The sequence below is a fragment of the Mucilaginibacter sp. genome (assembly GCF_025362475.1).
GTDB lineage: Bacteria > Bacteroidota > Bacteroidia > Sphingobacteriales > Sphingobacteriaceae > Mucilaginibacter.
This window is the reverse complement of sequence record NZ_JANYGH010000018.1, coordinates 36,329-54,430: the sequence shown is the minus strand read 5'-3', so window position 1 is coordinate 54,430 and position 18,102 is coordinate 36,329. Positions and strand designations below refer to the sequence as shown.

Below are 18,102 nucleotides of genomic sequence, written 5' to 3'. Positions count from 1 at the left end.
GACATTTACTTTTATTTGATTTTTTTTCTTCCACTCACCATTCACTCCTCACCACCACTCAATTCCTAATCCCCAGCAATGCCGCTTTATGGTGCGCCCAGGCAATGTAAAGGTCGGCATCGGGAGTTTCGTGAATGTTGTAATACAGTTCGGCTCCATCGGTAGGTTCATTAATGCGGTTTAGTTCGGCCACATCAATAAACTGCCATTTAACGGTTTGTTTCTCTATGTTTTTAAAGCTATCCTGGTTGGCATGGCCAATCTTGTTAGCTTTTTCAAAGGCATTTAGTTCGGTTTCGGCACTTATAAGTCGTAATTGCTCATCAAATTGCGCCTGATGATCTCCATCACCGCTTATTACCCTGAAAACTAATTTTGCTACGTACCAGTTCATGATTGTTTTTTTTATAATTAATAACTGCGGATATCAACTCCCGCAAAAATGGAAACTCCTTTTAGCACCAGTATTTTACCGTTTACGCTTGATGCGGTGCTTTTTATCCTTTTATCATCCACACTGGCAAAAACCGCTGCCAGGTCTGATACCACCTGCCAGTTGGATGGCACAATAATTTTGGTGCCGCCAAATATTTGGGTAATATCCAGGTACACACGCCCGTCAATATCGGCCTGGGTAAAATCAAGTTCGGCACCTCCAAAAATGTTCACTATATCGCCGCCCTTAAAATCTTTACTCAGTATAGTTTTGTTAACGCCGCCAAATATGGAAACGGTATCCAGGTAGTCGTCGCCATTATGGTGACCAAATGGGGGAGTGTATGGCGGTGTATTGGGTTCAGTTGGTGGCACAACTTCACCTTCTTTTACCACGTAATCAACCTCGGCGTCGGTGGCTTTTTCAAAGTTAAATTTGGGTTTTTCTGCCTTGCCCCAATTTTGGGGATCGGCATAATTTTTTTCCCATTTTGTTTTGTATTTGCCTTCCCATTGCTGGTCGCCGTGTTTGCCACGCTTCACTATCAGCCACATACCGAAAGCGATAATGGCAATAGGCCATACCACCCTGCCGGCATCGGGAATGTTATTGTTGAATAAAAACAAGACGCCTAAAAACACCAGGATAGCCCATGATGAATTTTTGTAATTGTGTTTGGCGCCGATGTACAATCCCCAGCCAATAAGCCACATTGGCCAGCTGAACAGCCAGCCGGGGATAAGAAAAGATGCAAACTGCCTCAAAAGCAGTACCCCACCAACGGCAAGCAAAATGATGCCGGCCATTGCTTTGCCTTTATTTGGGTTTTGCGGAGAATTTATATCGTTGTTCATTTGTTATATGCCTTTTAAATCATATTCAAAACTAAGATAACATTATAGTTGAGCCAAACAAAAACTGGCGATATATTTAAAGAAATCGGTAAGAGTGGAAGTTTTGTCGGTGAAAAAGTTTGGGGGTTTTAAGTAATTGCTAATTATTAGATTAAAGTTGAGCGAAAGCTGTTAAATCCCTGAATAAATTATCATATTTTTAGCCTCCTTATTACATCAAATTGAACAGAGAATATCCTATAAGCCCCGGCTGGAAAATAGTTGTTTATATAACCATTGCTGCAGCGTTTGCAGGGGGAATTTACCTATATACTACAGTACCACCTACAGATAAATTACTTCATTTTTTAGTGGCAACTTTCCTGGTTAGCTGGGCTGTTTACCTGGGAGTTTATGTTAAAAGAAAAAGGGTGATCATTACCCCGAACAGCATAATAGATCAGGCGGTTTTTACAAGCAAGGAACTTCAAAAAACCGAGATAAACGGCTACAAGATTGTGAAGGATAATCTTATTTTTGAAGTTGATAAGCCGGCTAAGTCACTATATATCAGTAATTATACAACCCTTGTTAATAGTGGTGAGATTTTGGTTTGGGCTAGTCAGTTTAAAGTTATTTTTGCCAAAAAATACCAAAACGAATTTGATGCGATGCTGCATGACGAGGCTATTGGCAGCACACCAAAGGAAAGAAAATTAAATATTGCCCGGGCAAAAAAACTGAGCGTGTGTGCCAATTACATAGGGATAGCTATAGCAATATGGGTATTTGCTTATCCACATCCTTATAAGTACGCTATGGTATCCGGATTGGTATATCCGTTACTGGTGATAGGCCTGTTTTACGCAAAGCGCGATATCATGATATTTGGCAGCGACATATCTGGTAGCAGCGGAGGTAAAGAGTCGGTTTATCCTAATTTAACAAGCGCGCTGATAGCAGCCCCGTTCGCCTTATTATTTAGGGTTATTTATGACTGGGACCTGTTGAGCTACATGGCCATCTTTTTACCGGCCCTGGTCATCGCGGTTGTTTTATGTGTTGTTTTTGTGTTTATATTAAATGATGCCAATATCAAAACCCGGAGCAATGAATTTACAAAATTCAATATCGTTTGTTTTGTTTTATTATATAGTGGCGTAGCTACAATAACAACAAATTGTGAGTTCGATAACGCCCCGGCCCGGATTTATAAAACTACGATTTTGGATAAAAGATATACCACTGGTAAACACTCGGCCTATTACCTAACCATTGATAAATGGGGTGCAAAGCAAAAGTCGGATGAAATTACGGTGAGCAGGGATTTCTATAACAGGGTATCAACAGGGCAGGCAGTTAAGGTAAATACAATGCCCGGTCTGCTGCGAATCCCCTGGTTTTATGTAGATCAATAACCTTCCCGAAATTGAATTTACTGACAAGATTCTGTCAGTGTTCGGATTATAAAATCGAGGTGTTCGGGCACCTCCCTCCCGAACACCTGTATAAAAATAAAACGCTTATTATCAATGTTTTAGTTTTGTGTGTGAAATATATTCGAACACTTAAAGTGTTTATTATCAATGATTTAATTTTTACTCCTTTTTAAAACACCCAATCCTCTCCAAAAAGCGAACACCGGTAAAAAAGGGAGAACCGATACCGGCCCTCCCTTACACTTAAATCAAACTATTAAATCAATTAAACTTCCGGCTCAGCCGTTTTATCAAAATGGAATGGCTTTTTAGCCTCTCCAAAAAAGTGTTCTTCTTCTTTCTGCTTGCGTGGTTTCAATACCAGCCAGGTACCAAAGCCCATGATGGCTATTGGCCAAACTATGCGGTCAGCATCGGGTACGTTGTTGCTAATTAAACAGGCTACGCCTATGAGTATTATAATGATCCATGATGGTTTCCTGAAATTATATTTAGCACCCATATAGGCACCCCAGGCTATCATCCACATTGGCCAGCTAAACAACCAATCTGGTATAAAAAACAAGTGAAATTCGTTTATCAGTAAAATACTACCCATTACCAATAAAATTACGCCGGCAGCAGCTTTGCTGTTGTTTGGGGTAATGGCGGTGTTTATGTCGTTGTTCATTGTTGTAAGTTTTAAATAATACCTAAAAGTACAGCGGTATTTAGGTGCCCACAAGCCTATATTGGCGACTTGGGGTGATTAACCCGGTAAGGGATGGGGTTTTCTCGGTGAAAATAGTTAGTGTTTTTACCGGAACTTTGATGTTGTAACACTTCCGGTTAATCCCTGCAAATCGTTATATTGCTTTATCAAATTATAATCATGACAGATGCCGATATACTTATCATAGGTGCCGGTGCAGCCGGGCTGATGGCTGCCCGTACACTGGCAAAATCGGGCAAAAAAGTAACCGTACTGGAGGCCCGTGACCGGGTAGGAGGCCGCATCCATACACTGGAATATGGCTCATCCCAGCAACCTTTAGAGATGGGGGCGGAGTTTATTCATGGTGATTTGCCCGTTACTCAATGCCTGCTGGACGAGGCCGGTATAACCTATCACCATGCAACGGCATCTATGTGGAGATACGATGATGGTGACTTTAAAAATGATGGAAGTTTTGTTGAACACTGGGATCTTTTGATTGATAAGCTGAACGCCTTGCAGCAGGACACTAACATCAGTGCCTTTTTAATTGAGGAATTTAAAGGTGATGAATACCAGGGTTTAAGGGAATCGGTAAGGAAATATGTATCGGGCTATGACAACGCCGACCCTAAGAAGGCGAGCGCTTTTTCCTTAAGAAAAGAATGGCAGTGCGAAGATGAAAATGCACAATACCGTATAGAAGGCGGATATATCAGGCTGGTTAAATTTATGGCTGATGAATTGGTGCAGGCCGGGGGCAATATTTATTTAAATGCTGTAGCGCGGGATATCGACTGGCAGCAACACCAGGTAAAAATAACTACCGATGCAGGTATTACCTACACAGGGGAGCAATTGCTTATTGCATTGCCATTGGGTGTTTTGCAGGCTGGCAAGGATGCTATTGGTACTGTAAATTTAAATCCTCCAATACCTGTTTACATCAACGCTATAAATACCCTGGGTTTTGGAGCTGTGATTAAAGTACTATTGGAGTTTGATAAGGCTTTTTGGGAAACCATGGAAACAGAAACGCTGCCTGTCGGCAGTCTGGAAAATATGGGTTTCCTGTTTAGTGAAGAACAGATACCCACCTGGTGGACCCAAATACCCAACCACACAACCTTATTAACCGGTTGGCTTGGCGGCCCCGAAGCAAGCGAAAAAGTTGAAACGCCGGATGAGGAGATATTGCTTCAAAGCCTGCAATCATTGGGTAATATCTTCAAGCGCAATCCTCAGCAATTGAAAGATAGTCTCCTAAGCTGGCATGTAGTAAACTGGACGGCCGATAAATACACTAGAGGTTCATACGCCTATGATACCGTGGAGGCTAACCAATCCAGAAATATTTTGTGTGAACCTGTTCAAGATACCATCTTCTTCGCTGGCGAATACCTTTACGAGGGTACTGCTATGGGCACTGTTGAGGCGGCGCTTACCAGTGGCTTAAGAATGGCCGAAAGAATATTGGATTTTAAATAAAGGGTGGGTAGATGTGCAGATGATGTTTGATTATCTGAACCGGAATTTCTCGAATTTATGGAATTACTTGAATTTTAAGAATTCTGTTGCATACAATATAAGTTTGGTAATTCTGTTCATTCTCTAATTCGAAAAATTCCGGTTCAGACAATCAATCTGCAGATCTAATCTCCTATCAATAATACCATGAAGGCTTCTTCAACCCTGCCTTCATCAAGTAATTGTTTGGCTTTTAAATGAAGTTGCAATTCGCGGGTGTTGCTATCGCCGATGGTTGCATCAAGCAGGTCCTTAATTTCGGGGACCTGGGCATAGGTTTCAATTGCTTCGTCGGCGGGGATAAGTTCCAGGTTGCCCAATTGGCCCAGGTTATTCCCTGTTAATATCCTCGAATTGCGGATGGCATGCGGCAAGGCGTCCACCCCGATGCCTATTTTTACGTTCGGTTTAGCTACTTTAAAAAGATTATCGCGGGTTACCCTGCAATACCAGTCGCCACCAAGGCGGGCTACCTGGTCTGTTTTAGTCTGATCTATCTTTCCATCAGCCCCCAAAATACTTTCACTGATGTGGATCAGCTTTATTTCGGCCAAAATTAAATTTCCGGCACCGGCGTTTTTTCCGAGGCTTATCACTTCATTTACCACGCACTCCAACTGTACGGTTGATTCTGCTACCCGTGGCGGTTTTACCAAATGGGAGGCAATGGGGGTTAATCCCGATTTAATAAATTCATTTATCCCCTTACCGTACTCCACGCTTGATAAAGAAACCTGCTGCACCATATTGTAATTGACGATATTTATGACGCATTCCGGTACCTCCAGTATATTATCCAGCGTGTGCTTGGTAGTATTATCGCGTACCCGGCGCGATGGCGAAAACACGCATATCGGCGGGTTAATGCTAAAAACATTAAAAAAACTAAAAGGGCTTAGGTTTACATTACCAGCCTTATCAATGGTTGATGCCAGGCATATTGGGCGAGGTGCAACTGCATGGTTAAGATAGTTTTGAAGCTCTAAGGTTGTAAGGTCTTTAATATTTATAGATAGCATATGGTATAAAACTTATTTCTTCAGGGCCAAAATGGAAAAATCATCCTTGGCTTTAGTGATGATATTGCCCAGCATACCCAGGCCGGTTATTTCCATCTCTACCAGGTCATCGGCTTTAAGCCATTGGGTTTCGTAGTTGGGGTCATTCAGTAACCCTGTTCCGTTAAGTTCCAGGAAGCAGCCGGTACCAACCGTGCCAGATCCTATAACATCACCGGGCAACACATCGCAACCGTAGGCACACCGTTCAATGATTTCGGCAAAGGTCCAGTCCATATCGGCCATATTCCCCGCCGATACCTGCTTGCCGTTTACCACGCATTTCATTTCTAAATTATAATTATTGCCGGTATGGCCAGGTTTGGCAGCCACCTTATAAGCTTCCAACTCATCAGGTGTTACCAGCCAGGGGCCAATCACAGTTGAAAAATCTTTTCCTTTTGCCGGCCCAAGGTTCAGCAGCATTTCTTCCATCTGCAGGGTGCGGGCGCTCATATCATTCATGATCATATAACCGGCTATAAAGCTATCCGCATCAGCAGCCCTAATGTTGCGGCCTTTTTTGTTGAGTACAACGGCTACTTCCAGTTCAAAATCAAGTTTATTAAAATGATCGGGCATGCACTCAATTTCGCCGGGGCCCTGTATGGCATTATGATTGGTGAAGTAAAATATAGGGTATTGGTCAAATTCGGGTATCATATCAACCTTTCGGTTGCGCCGTGCTGCGGCCACATGCTGCCTGAAGGCGTATCCGTCCCGGCATGATGTAGGGTGGGGCACGGGGGCTATCAGTTCAAAAAACAATTCCTCTTTAGCATCCATTTTCCCCAAACTTATGGCCTCATGAACCTTTTGGGCACGATCCATCAGCTCGTCGCCACCCCACAAAAACTCGTTCATGTTATTGGGGATCAGCTTATCGCACGAGTTGAGGTTATAAATGTGTCCGTTTATAAAAATACCTAAATGCTCGCGGTCTTCGGTTTTATAGGATACTAATTTCATAAATTGAGGTGTTGGTTGTGTCAAAACTAATAAAATTTAGTTGAATGCTGAGTGCCTGATTACGTGTGTGATTATTTAATTGAATACGATAGGTATGCGGATTTTAACCAACCGCTTAACAAGTCGCCTCGTCAATCATTCATCCAAACTAAAACTTGCATCACAATAATATTCCACCTAACTTCGTATTCAATAAACCATGAGCATACAAAAGCATTTTTATTTTTCCCTGGGGCTTACCTCAATGAGCGATGCATCATCGTTCAGGGATGCCATGCTTGCCAAAATTGTATTGGCTCAATACTAATTACCTTTCCAACTCTTCTTTTTTAAATATTACTGAAGCCATTTTAGTCGGCTTATTCACGTTGTTTTTGGGCAATTTTTGATTGCTTATGAAACTATCCGGATACTTTAAACGTTTTATTTTCAACCAATTAAAACACTATGCCTGTTTATCATTCATTAGGAGCTATTCCGCCTAAGCGGCATACGCAGTTCCGTAAGCCCGATGGTACATTATATGCCGAAGAGCTGGTTTCCACCGAGGGTTTTTCCAGCCTTTACTCGTTGGTTTACCATGCTTACCCGCCCACCATAGTAAAAACATTAGGCGAGCCTTATAGTGTTGAGCCTAAAATAGCGCGCGAAAAGCACCTGAAGCATACCAGCCTCATCGGCTTCAACATTGAGCCCGAAGATGACTACCTGCAAAGCCGTAAACCTGTGCTGGTAAACAGCGATCTGCATATTTCGCTTGCGGCCCCGCGCCAAAGCATGACTGATTATTTTTACAAGAACAGCCAGGCCGATGAAGTAGTTTTTATACATGAGGGAACAGGAACATTAAAGACCGGTTTCGGCAATATAAAATTTCAATATGGCGATTATTTGGTGATACCGCGTGGTACTATTTACCAAATGGAGTTTGATACAACAGCAAACCGCTTGTTCATTATTGAAAGTTTTAGCCCTATCCGCGCGCCAAAACGTTATCGCAACCAATACGGGCAACTGATGGAACACTCGCCTTATTGCGAGCGCGATATTAAGCGGCCAACGGATTTGAAAACCCACGATGAACATGGCGATTTTAAAATACTGATTAAGAAACAGGGACTCATCTATCCATATATTTATGGCACTCACCCTTTTGATTTTATTGGCTGGGATGGTTTTCATTATCCATGGGCGCTATCCATACATGATTTTGAACCTATTACCGGTCGCCTGCACCAACCACCGCCAGTACACCAAACCTTTGAGGGCAATAACTTTGTGATATGCTCCTTTGTGCCCCGTAAATTTGATTATCATCCCATATCAATCCCGGCGCCATATAACCACAGTAATGTAGATAGCGACGAGGTTTTATATTATGTTGATGGCGACTTTATGAGCCGTAAAAGCGTAGTAAAGGGACAAATTACCCTGCACCCGGGCGGTATTCCACATGGTCCGCACCCTGGTTCTGTAGAGAAGTCAATAGGTAAAGAATCAACCGATGAGCTGGCCGTGATGATAGATCCTTTTCGCCCGCTGATGCTTACCGAGGATGCTATTAAAATAGAAGATGAAAATTATTATAAAAGCTGGCAGATGTAAGGCGAAAAGTTAAAGGCGAAAGCTGAAAGGTACCCGCACTTTAATTAAATCACTAATTCAATAAATCACTACCTCACTAATTAATTAAGAAACAATGAATACACAAACCATAGATAAGCCAACAACCGCAACTGATTTTTTACCTCTTAATGGTACCGATTATGTTGAATTTTATGTGGGAAATGCCAAACAGGCGGCCCATTATTACAAAACTGCTTTCGGTTTTCAAACGCTGGCCTATGCCGGGCCGGAAACCGGAGTTAGGGACAGGGCATCTTACGTTTTAAAACAGGGTAAAATAAGGCTGGTATTAACTACCCCCTTGCACTCCAGTCACCCCATTGCAGAACATATTAAAAAACACGGCGACGGTGTAAAGGTACTGGCCCTTTGGGTTGATGATGCTTATGACGCTTTTGAACAAACTACCAGCCGCGGTGCCGAGCCTTATCAGCAACCGCTAACACTTAGTGATGAATATGGCGAGGTGCGCACTAGCGGGATTAAGCTTTATGGCGAAACCGTTCATCTTTTTGTGGAACGTAAAAATTACAAAGGTTTATTTTTACCAGGTTACAAAGCGCTGGAAACCACCTATAACCCAACAGAAACTGGCTTGTTATATGTTGATCATTGCGTGGGCAATGTTGGCTGGCATAAAATGAACGAATGGGTGAATTTTTATGAGGAAGTATTGGGTTTCAAAAACATTTTAACATTTGATGATAAAATGATCTCGACAGAGTACTCGGCCCTTATGAGCAAGGTAATGAGCAATGGTAACGGGTACGTTAAATTCCCTATCAATGAGCCCGCTGAAGGAAAAAAGAAATCGCAGATTGAGGAATACCTCGACTTTTATGAGGGTGAAGGCGTGCAGCATTTGGCCCTTGCCACACATGATATAGTTGCAACGGTAACCGAATTGCAAAACCGTGGTGTGGAGTTTTTAAACATACCAACTTCTTACTATGATGAACTAACTGATCGGGTTGGCCATATAGATGAAGATTTGGAGCCACTTAAAAAGTTGGGCATTTTAGTTGATCGGGACGATGAAGGATATTTATTGCAAATATTTACCAAACCTATTGAAGACAGGCCTACCCTTTTCTTCGAGATCATTCAACGTAAAGGTGCTAAATCATTCGGTGCCGGAAATTTTAAGGCGCTTTTTGAAGCTATTGAACGCGAACAAGAGTTGAGAGGGAATTTGTAATTCTGATGTTCAATTTTCATAATCGATAATTTCCAATGGTTTAATATCAAATCAGCCGGGCCATTCGCCCGGCTTTTTGTTTATATAACAATGCCTATATTTGATATGACTAAAACCTCAATCAGATGAAAAAGATCGTTTTGCTACTGGCAATTATTACCCTGGGTTTTAACTGCTTTGCTCAAACCACCTCTAAGCCTGTTTATAACGCCGCATTGGCGAAAAAATTAGGAGCCGATAAATATGGAATGAAAAAATATGTAATGGCATTTTTAAAAGATGGGCCTACCCAAATTAAAGATTCTGTTGCAAGGGCCAAATTGCAAAACGCGCATCTGAAAAACATTATGAAGCTTGCTGCCGAAGGTAAGTTAATTGTTGCTGGTCCGTTTTTGGATGATCAGGCTATAAGAGGTATATTCATTTTTAATGTGGAAACGGTTGAAGAAGCTAAAATACTAACAGAAACCGACCCGGCGATAAAAGCGGGGGAACTAACAATGGAACTACACCCCTGGTATGGCAGCGCTGCTTTAATGGAAGTAGTGAATATTCATCATACTATTGAAAGCAAAAGTGTTGCCGATTAACCAATGCAAACAGAAGATATTATTGACCTGCTAAAACAGAAGGCCAATCCTGCTTATCTCGCAGGGATGCTCCGCTTTGGGGTAGATAATTCACATGCATTGGGAGTTAAGCTCCCCGATTTGCGAAAGTTGGCAAAAACAATAAAAAAAGACCACGCCCTGGCCCAGGAACTTTGGGACAGCGGCATTCATGAGGCCCGCATTATGGCTTCATTGATAGATGACCCGGATTTAGTTACCGGAGAGCAAATAGATAGCTGGACAAAAGATTTTTATTCCTGGGATTTGTGCGACCAGGTTTGCGGTAATCTCTTCGATCGTACGCCATTTGCTATTGACAAAGCTATAGCGTTTAGCGCCCGTGAAGAAGAGTATGTAAAACGTGCCGGATTTGTTTTAATGGCCGAATATGCAATACATAATAAAAAGGCACCGAATGGGTCATTTATCCCTTTTTTTGCCATTATGGAACGTGAGGCCTGGGATAACCGCAACTTTGTTAAAAAGGCAGTAAACTGGGCACTAAGGCAAATTGGTAAAAGAAACGACTTTTTAAGGCTTGAAGCAATAGCCACCTCCCGGCGTATGTTGCTGCAAAATCATAAATCGGCTAAGTGGATAGGCAATAATGCATTGGCCGAATTGCTAAATAAGCAATGATTGATCAATAAACTTAAATAATTAATATAGAAGAGTAATATTATTATTCTTTATTAAAAAATTTCAAATAATGCAGGCTACCCGAGGTTTGATGTTTGAACATTAAAGAATAACACATAAATTACATAACGAGAGAGTATTGTAAACATACTTTTGGTATAAATAATTTACTAATAGTTATAAGTTGTTGTAATTGTCAGTATTTGAGTGGTTTATATCCTATCAAATACTATATTTGGAATCCCATAATTATTAAGAAAAAATAAAAGTTCATCAAAATATAAAACAACCTCGGGTTGTAAATGGGATAGTTTTCTGATTGTGGCACGTGATTTATTATTAGCATGTGTCATTAACAAAGTAAATGAAGAGGTTATTTATTGTATGAGTTTTTCTATAGGGCATAAATTTTCTGATGATAGCAAGCGGCATCTTGCTCAAATTATCGATAATATTAATGCCGGTATATGGGAATATAATATTACGACTAAAGACATTAGGTGGTCATCCGGTTTTTATTTGCTTTTGGGATATGAACCCGGCGAAATAGAGTGCTCAAATCATATGTTTTTTGAACACCTGCTATACCATCAGGATAAACCAGCTTTTCTGGCCGCTTTAAGTAATCAGCAATCGGCTATTACTCAGCCTTTACAAATAAGACTGCTAACCAAAACATCAGGCTATCATTGGTTTGAAAGCACTATAAGGAAATATAACGACGAAACCGGACACATCATTTACGGTTCTCTCATCAACATTAATCAATATAAGCAGGCTCAGATACAGGCAGCGCATAATGATGCCATTTACAGGGATACCCTTAAGATTGCAAAATTGGGCAGTTGGGAAATCAATGCTGCTTCTATGGGTTTATCGCTATCAAAGCAATTATATGATATTTATGAGCTGCAAAACCACGTTAAGCTTTCGTTGGATGAAGCTATAAGTTTCTTTGAACCCCAGTATCGCCACGTAATTAAAAATGCTATTGATAGCGCCATCGCCTTTTGCCAGCCTTATGATCTGGAACTGCTTTTCAGATCGGCAAAAAACAATGTAATGTGGGTACGGGCTAAAGGAATACCTATTATAGATGATTTTGGTAAATGTGTAACCGTACATGGCATTATTCAGGATATCAACAATAAAAAGCGAAAAACTCTTGGATTGGAATCCTCGTTAAATTTGCTGACAGATCAAAACCGGCGGCTGCAAAATTTTGCTTATATAGTATCTCACAACCTGAGGTCGCACACTGGTAATCTGCAGTTTATGGTCAAATTATACGATGATACCGCGGTTGATGAGGATCGGGCCGAAATTTTTTCGCACATTAAATCCATCAGCGATAGTTTAAGCACCACCATAGAACACTTGAATGAAATAGTTGCCATACAAACCGAAATTACCCGTGAAAGAACAGTAATTGATTTTGAAGCGCTTTTCAAAAATATTTTATCGGCACTTAAAAGTAATATAGAAGCACTAGATGCTACAATTGAGCTTGATTTTAGTAAATGCCCGCAAATAAGCTATATCCCGGCTTATATGGAGAGCATTCTGCAAAACCTGCTTACCAACTCTTTAAAATACAGTGACCCGGCGAGGAAACCGCTAATAAAATGCCATACGCTAAAGGATCGCAATCATATATACCTCATTTTTGAAGATAACGGAATAGGTATAGATATGGAGCGCTACGGCGATAAAATTTTCGGGATGTATAAAACATTCCATCAAAATCCAGATGCAAAAGGTATTGGTCTGTTTATAACCCGTAACCAGATAGAGGCCCTTGGGGGCACCATCAAAGTGGAGAGCACTGTAAATATTGGCACAAAATTTACTATTAGGCTAGTATAAAAAAATTCTAAATATACTATCAATAGATGAATGTAGAGAAAGATGCCGTGCGTGTTTGCTTAATTGATGATGATCAGATTTATGCTTTTGGATTTAAAACACTAACAAAATTAAAGGGACTTAATAGCCAGGTAACTCATTTTAGCAATGGAAACGCGGCAATTGCCTGGTTGAAAAATTCACTAAACCGCGATAATTTGCCAGATGTGATATTCCTGGATATTAATATGCCTGTTATGGATGGCTGGGAATTTATGCACGAGTTTGCAGACATAAAACCCCAACTGGGAAAAATAATCACAATTTATATGCTCAGTTCCTCAATTGATCTGAACGATATTTACCGGGCGAGAAAAATTGCCGGCGTTGAAGATTATATATTTAAACCGGTAAACGGGTACCAGTTAAGTGAGATCATCAATTTGTTGCAGGAGCAACGGGAAACCAAAAATTACAAGTACAGGTCCTGATAGTTCAGGACCTGTACTTGTAATAAATTTTATTATTCAATATAGCTTTCCAGTATTTTAAAGCCGCCTGTAGTTTCCAGTTCAACTTTATCAATGCTTTTTGGCAGCAAAATACACTCGCCCATTTTTACCGGGTAAGTCTCGCCATTATAAGTAACATTGTAGGCTCCCTCAACACAAACATGTATCACAAAAGAATCAAGTGCAGAGTAGTCTTTTGAGGTATCTTTATCAAAATCCAATAAATTGGTAGTGAAATATGGGCAGCTCACCAATTTAACAGTCTCGTCCTTTGCTGGCTGGTATTTGGTTTTATATTCGGGATAATGCTTGTAATCAATAGCTGCAAGAGCTTCCTGGGTATGCAGTTCGCGCTTGTTACCTTTATCGTCAACCCGGTCAAAGTCGTAAATGCGATAAGTGATATCTGATGTTTGTTGTATTTCGGCAATTAGCAGGCCTTTACCAATGGTATGTACACGGCCGGCCGGTAAAAAGAAAACATCACCTGCTGCAACATTTTCTTTATTTAAAATATCCATGATATGGCCGCTATTCAGCTTATCAAGATAAGTTTGTTCATCCAACTCCTGGTTAAAACCGGCTATGAGTGTTGAACCCGGATCGGTTTCAATAACATACCACATCTCTGTTTTACCGAAAGAATTGTGGCGTTTTTTAGCCAGCTCATCATCAGGATGCACCTGTATAGAAAGGTCATCATTGGCATCAATAAACTTTACCAGCAAGGGGAAAATATTACCAAAATGGTCATAAACCTTTTTACCCACCAGTTCATCTTTATATTGCTCCAGCAGGTTGGCAAGTGATTCACCTTCCAGGGCTCCGCCTGCCACTACAGATACATCAGATTTTACGCCCGATATTTCCCATGTTTCACCACAGTTTGGCAGATCGCCAAAATCTTTATGCAGATAGGTCTTGATTTTTTGACCACCCCATATTTTATCTTTATATATGGTTTTGAATTTTAATGGATATAATGCCGACATAGTATGAATGATTTTTAAACGCTAAGTTAAAAGTTAAATAGAAAAAGCCCTAAATAACTTTCAATCTATAATTGAACCCTGCAAATAAGTCTGTTGATTTACCGGTTCCGGTGCTTGTTAATTGAAAATATTTCTAAAACAAAAGAAGCTGCCCTTTTTTGAGGCAGCTTCTTTTGTTAATTATATAATGCTCAATAACTAAAAGTCACTCAGCAGGTCCAGTTTTTTATTGTTGTATTCTTCCTGCGATATCAAACCATTATCAAAAAGCGTTTTCAGCTTCTTTAATTTTTCGGTAAGCTCATCGGGCTTTGGTGTTTCATGAACTATTGGGGCAGGTGCCGGTGGTGCAATAGGTGCCGGTGCTGGCGGCGGTGGTTGAGGCGCAGCTACGGGCGCTTGCGCGGCATATGCCTGTTGCGCGGTTGAAGCATGTGCAGCAGTTGGATTCTCAAACTGAATAGAGCCAGATTCGGCACGTTTTTGTTCCAGGTCGCGCAGGCGGCGGGCTTCACGCTCAACCTCTTTACGTTCCTGGGCATATTGGTATAATTTACGGCCTTGTATTTTAGGCAGGTAATCAACAGCCATTTCTGCACCGTTGGTAGTTTTTACACTAAATACAGCACCAATGATTTCTTCTTTAGTATATACATCAACTATATCCTTCCATACAAAATCAACAAATTTAATGGAGAGGCCCAGGTTTGCCGGGGTAAAGAACAATATACGCTTGTTGGTTATAGCAATACAATCAGGAAATAAATTGACCAATGGCTTTTTCTGAACGGCAATATATATTACCTCTTCACCTGAAGAAAGCAGGTCGACCAAACGGGAATAAACTTTTTCAACCGTTTTTGGATCTTGTTCTTCGTTTAAAAATTTCTCAATCATGTTTTTAGCATTTATGATGCGCGCAAAAATAATAATAATACTTCAGTTGGCTATAAGTTTTAAGCAATCAGCAAATTACAGCCACGAATATCGCTCTGGTCAAATCTGCCCAATACCTCAAAGGAGTCGTCGGCATAAGTTTTACCCAGGTCCTGTGTAGCAATAAACGAGCAGGAATTTATATTGGCCAGGTCAATAACGTTAATGCCCCCGGTTTTACCTTTGGTTAACGTACTGATAGGGTCGTTAGTATCACGGATGATGATCTTCATCCAGGGTGGGCAGTCAAAAATACCTTTACCTTTTGAATAGGCCTGTGAAAGCAATTCCGTCATGCCATACTCCGAATGAATGGTTTTAACCCCGAAACCCTTACATAACACTTCGTGCAATTCCTCCCGTATCATCTCCTTACGGCGGCCTTTCATTCCCCCGGTTTCCATCACAATCAGTTCGGGGAAATCGATATGGTGATTTTCAATAAAATCAAGCAACCCAAAAGTAACGCCAATTAATAATGTGGGTTTTTTAGCATCCTGCTGTTTTTTTAGCTGATGATAAAGCTCGTCATGGTTGTATAAAAAGAAGCCGCTATCAGGGTTGCCAGATAACTTAATCAGTTCATCAACCATATAAATCAGCGATGATCCTTCCCGCTCCAGGTAAGAGGGGAGCAGCGCCAGCACCGTATAATTTTTGATGTCGCCATAAAACAAATGGAAGGCATTACGGAAGCTGTCTTCATACCAGGTTTTATCAGTTACGTAATGACTGCTGGTTACCATTCCTGTAGTGCCCGAGCTGGTGAACGTTACTTGAACAGACTCCTTTGTGCTGAGTATTGGGTGCGATTTAAAAAACTCGATAGGTAAAAAGGGGATTTGATCTGCAGCGTTAATTTTATCAGGATTGATTTTTAATCCCGATATAAACTGCCCGTAAACCGCGCAGTTTTTGGCCTGGTAGTTAAAGATCTGTAGAGCTGCCTCTTCAAACTGCTCCTTATTATTTATCGAAAATACCTGTTTTTTATCCGGGATACTCATTTGATGCAAAGATAGGTAAATGTGCAGATGTGCAAATTTCAGAATGTCTGAACCGGAATTTATAGAATTAAGGAATCAACCGAATTTTAAAATACTGCAATGGGAAGCTATACATAAATTCTCAAAATTCTTTAATTCGAAGAATTCCGGTTCAGACAAAATTCCTCTCCTCAGACACAATCTCCGCAAGTTCCGGGTTTTAAACCAGCTATGACAGCCAGACCTTTGATTCATAAAATATAACACCATGAATAAATTTAAAATAGTACCACTTTCAAAAGCTTGTGTTCAGCGGATAAAAGCAACCATGACCGATGATTTTGGTAACCCGGTTGTAGAGCAACTGGCTACGGGGCTGGGGCCTTGCCGCATATCTTTAAAACCATTTAACAATGGCGTGGACAAGCGTTTATTATTTAAGCATTCGCCTTTTGAGGTGGAGAACGCCTATAACCAGCCCGGCCCGGTTTTCATAAATGCTGCCGATGTGGAGGAATACAGCGATGTTTTTCGTTTCCCACCTGAGATTAAGGCCAACAAACAAAGTTTTCCATTGTCGCTTATCGGGTATAATCATGATCAGATGATGGTTTTTACCCGACTTGTTGGAGACGCGGATGTTGATGAGCTGATTGGGGAGATATTTGATAAAAACAAGGAGGTTGCTTATCTGCATGCCCGTAATGCGCAGGCTTGCTGCTTTATATGTAAAATTGAACGAATTTAATTAGATAGTTAAATAATTTAATTGGAAACAAAGCGTCCGGTTTCGGGGTTGATTATTTGATGAATGATTAATAATTGTAATTAAATGATCGACCCCATGAAAACAATCAAAATTTTAATAACCCCGCTGATATTGAGCCTCTTTTTTGTGCTGATATCGGCAAAGGCAGGGGATAAGGAAAATGAGCGTGTGCACAGCGCGGCAAATGTGATGAAGGACTTTGGCAAGATGAAGGAAAGTATTCCGGGCGAGTTATTGAAGCAGTATGAAGGTATTGTTATTATCCCCAAACTGATTAATGCCGGTTTAGGTATTGGAGGTAAGCACGGCAAGGGAGTTGCCATGGTAAAACTGGCTGGTGGTAAATGGAGCGACCCTGTATTTGTAACTTTAACAGGTGGAAGTATTGGTTTACAGATAGGCGTACAATCAGTCGATTTGGTTTTGGTGTTCCGCCATAAAGGCGTCCTTACCAAAGTTAAAAACGGCGATTTTACTATAGGTGGAGATATCTCTGCCGCAGCTGGTCCCGTTGGCCGCAGCTCAACCGCCAGCACCGATTATAAATTGGAAGCAGAAGTGTATTCATATTCGCGTAGCCGTGGTTTGTTTGCGGGTATTACCATAAATGGCTCAAACCTGGGTATAGATAAAAAATCCAATGCCAATTTTTATGGTAACTATGCAACCTCTGCAGATATTTTTGCGATGTCGAAAAGTAACAAGGAATCAGTTACTGTGTTAAAGGAAACTTTGAAAACATTTTAAAGTTCAGGTACTCACACAACAGGGCATATAGATAATTCAAAAAAGCGATGAGTTGTTAGGGCTCATCGCTTTTTTGAAAATGTTTTTTTACCCGACGGCCTGATGTTTTGCCGCGTGCCGATAATTACTTATAAACATATCATGCAAGGTTGCAGTCAATTGCCTGGTAACGGAAGTCGATATTGATAATAATTGTATACTACCCTATAATTTAATTCACAAACAGCGGCACTTTTTAGGGAGTGATTACGTTGATAACTCTTATAATTCTAATTTATTTACTCC

The 18,102-nt window shown here is 40.8% G+C and carries 18 protein-coding genes; 10 read left to right on the top strand and 8 right to left on the bottom strand.

Going from position 1 to position 18,102, the window contains the following annotated elements:
* Positions 1-58: 58 nt before the first annotated feature.
* Positions 59-394 carry a DUF4288 domain-containing protein gene (locus tag Q0R88_RS06830; protein WP_295714116.1) on the bottom strand — a complete coding sequence of 112 codons (336 nt, stop codon included), beginning with the start codon at positions 392-394 and terminating at the stop codon, positions 59-61.
* 17 nt (positions 395-411) lie between these two features.
* Complete coding sequence (locus Q0R88_RS06825; RefSeq protein WP_295714113.1) at positions 412-1,290, bottom strand: LiaF domain-containing protein; 879 nt, start codon at positions 1,288-1,290, stop codon at positions 412-414.
* Between the two features lie 221 nt (positions 1,291-1,511).
* Here Q0R88_RS06825 and Q0R88_RS06820 point away from each other — a divergent pair, with 221 nt between their 5' ends.
* Complete coding sequence (locus Q0R88_RS06820; RefSeq protein ID WP_295714111.1) at positions 1,512-2,687, top strand: hypothetical protein; 1,176 nt, start codon at positions 1,512-1,514, stop codon at positions 2,685-2,687.
* 286 nt (positions 2,688-2,973) lie between these two features.
* On the opposite strand, the gene Q0R88_RS06815 is transcribed toward Q0R88_RS06820, so the two are convergent.
* Entirely contained in the window at positions 2,974-3,378 is a 405-nt protein-coding gene (locus Q0R88_RS06815) for a DUF5668 domain-containing protein (RefSeq protein ID WP_295714108.1), read from the bottom strand.
* A 201-nt stretch (positions 3,379-3,579) separates the two neighbouring features.
* Here Q0R88_RS06815 and Q0R88_RS06810 point away from each other — a divergent pair, with 201 nt between their 5' ends.
* Complete coding sequence (locus Q0R88_RS06810; protein ID WP_295714104.1) at positions 3,580-4,890, top strand: NAD(P)/FAD-dependent oxidoreductase; 1,311 nt, start codon at positions 3,580-3,582, stop codon at positions 4,888-4,890.
* A 164-nt stretch (positions 4,891-5,054) separates the two neighbouring features.
* On the opposite strand, the gene Q0R88_RS06805 is transcribed toward Q0R88_RS06810, so the two are convergent.
* Positions 5,055-5,948: a flavin reductase family protein gene (locus Q0R88_RS06805; protein ID WP_295714102.1), complete on the bottom strand. Its 894-nt coding sequence runs from the start codon at positions 5,946-5,948 to the stop codon at positions 5,055-5,057.
* A gap of 12 nt (positions 5,949-5,960) precedes the next feature.
* Entirely contained in the window at positions 5,961-6,956 is a 996-nt protein-coding gene (locus Q0R88_RS06800) for a fumarylacetoacetate hydrolase family protein (protein WP_295714099.1), read from the bottom strand.
* Between the two features lie 447 nt (positions 6,957-7,403).
* Between Q0R88_RS06800 and Q0R88_RS06795 the strand changes: the two genes are divergently transcribed.
* The 6 genes from Q0R88_RS06795 to Q0R88_RS06770 all read left to right on the top strand — a co-directional run bounded on the left by Q0R88_RS06795 (position 7,404) and on the right by Q0R88_RS06770 (position 13,366).
* Complete coding sequence (locus Q0R88_RS06795) at positions 7,404-8,561, top strand: homogentisate 1,2-dioxygenase (protein WP_295714096.1); 1,158 nt, start codon at positions 7,404-7,406, stop codon at positions 8,559-8,561.
* A 94-nt stretch (positions 8,562-8,655) separates the two neighbouring features.
* Complete coding sequence (hppD, locus tag Q0R88_RS06790) at positions 8,656-9,780, top strand: 4-hydroxyphenylpyruvate dioxygenase (RefSeq protein WP_295714093.1); 1,125 nt, start codon at positions 8,656-8,658, stop codon at positions 9,778-9,780.
* Between the two features lie 125 nt (positions 9,781-9,905).
* Positions 9,906-10,370, top strand: a complete 465-nt coding sequence (locus Q0R88_RS06785; RefSeq protein ID WP_295714091.1) for a YciI family protein — start codon at positions 9,906-9,908, stop codon at positions 10,368-10,370.
* A gap of 3 nt (positions 10,371-10,373) precedes the next feature.
* Positions 10,374-11,030 carry a DNA alkylation repair protein gene (locus Q0R88_RS06780; protein ID WP_295714089.1) on the top strand — a complete coding sequence of 219 codons (657 nt, stop codon included), beginning with the start codon at positions 10,374-10,376 and terminating at the stop codon, positions 11,028-11,030.
* Between the two features lie 384 nt (positions 11,031-11,414).
* Complete coding sequence (locus tag Q0R88_RS06775; RefSeq protein ID WP_295714086.1) at positions 11,415-12,896, top strand: sensor histidine kinase; 1,482 nt, start codon at positions 11,415-11,417, stop codon at positions 12,894-12,896.
* 26 nt (positions 12,897-12,922) lie between these two features.
* Positions 12,923-13,366, top strand: coding sequence for a response regulator (locus tag Q0R88_RS06770; protein WP_295714082.1), 444 nt, complete (start codon positions 12,923-12,925; stop codon positions 13,364-13,366).
* Between the two features lie 32 nt (positions 13,367-13,398).
* Here the strand turns inward: Q0R88_RS06770 and Q0R88_RS06765 are convergent, their stop codons facing one another.
* The 3 genes from Q0R88_RS06765 to Q0R88_RS06755 form a co-directional block, all read right to left on the bottom strand.
* Positions 13,399-14,379 carry a type I phosphomannose isomerase catalytic subunit gene (locus tag Q0R88_RS06765; RefSeq protein ID WP_295714079.1) on the bottom strand — a complete coding sequence of 327 codons (981 nt, stop codon included), beginning with the start codon at positions 14,377-14,379 and terminating at the stop codon, positions 13,399-13,401.
* A 198-nt stretch (positions 14,380-14,577) separates the two neighbouring features.
* Entirely contained in the window at positions 14,578-15,276 is a 699-nt protein-coding gene (locus tag Q0R88_RS06760) for a PH domain-containing protein (RefSeq protein ID WP_295714076.1), read from the bottom strand.
* 59 nt (positions 15,277-15,335) lie between these two features.
* Positions 15,336-16,322 (bottom strand): acyl transferase, encoded by a 987-nt coding sequence (locus Q0R88_RS06755; RefSeq protein ID WP_295714073.1) that lies wholly within the window; start codon positions 16,320-16,322, stop codon positions 15,336-15,338.
* Positions 16,323-16,569: 247 nt separating this feature from the next.
* On the opposite strand from Q0R88_RS06755, the gene Q0R88_RS06750 reads away from it, so the two are divergent.
* Both Q0R88_RS06750 and Q0R88_RS06745 read left to right on the top strand, forming a co-directional pair.
* Positions 16,570-17,049: a DUF1203 domain-containing protein gene (locus Q0R88_RS06750; RefSeq protein ID WP_295714070.1), complete on the top strand. Its 480-nt coding sequence runs from the start codon at positions 16,570-16,572 to the stop codon at positions 17,047-17,049.
* A gap of 96 nt (positions 17,050-17,145) precedes the next feature.
* Entirely contained in the window at positions 17,146-17,817 is a 672-nt protein-coding gene (locus Q0R88_RS06745; RefSeq protein ID WP_295714066.1) for a lipid-binding SYLF domain-containing protein, read from the top strand.
* Positions 17,818-18,102: the final 285 nt, after the last annotated feature.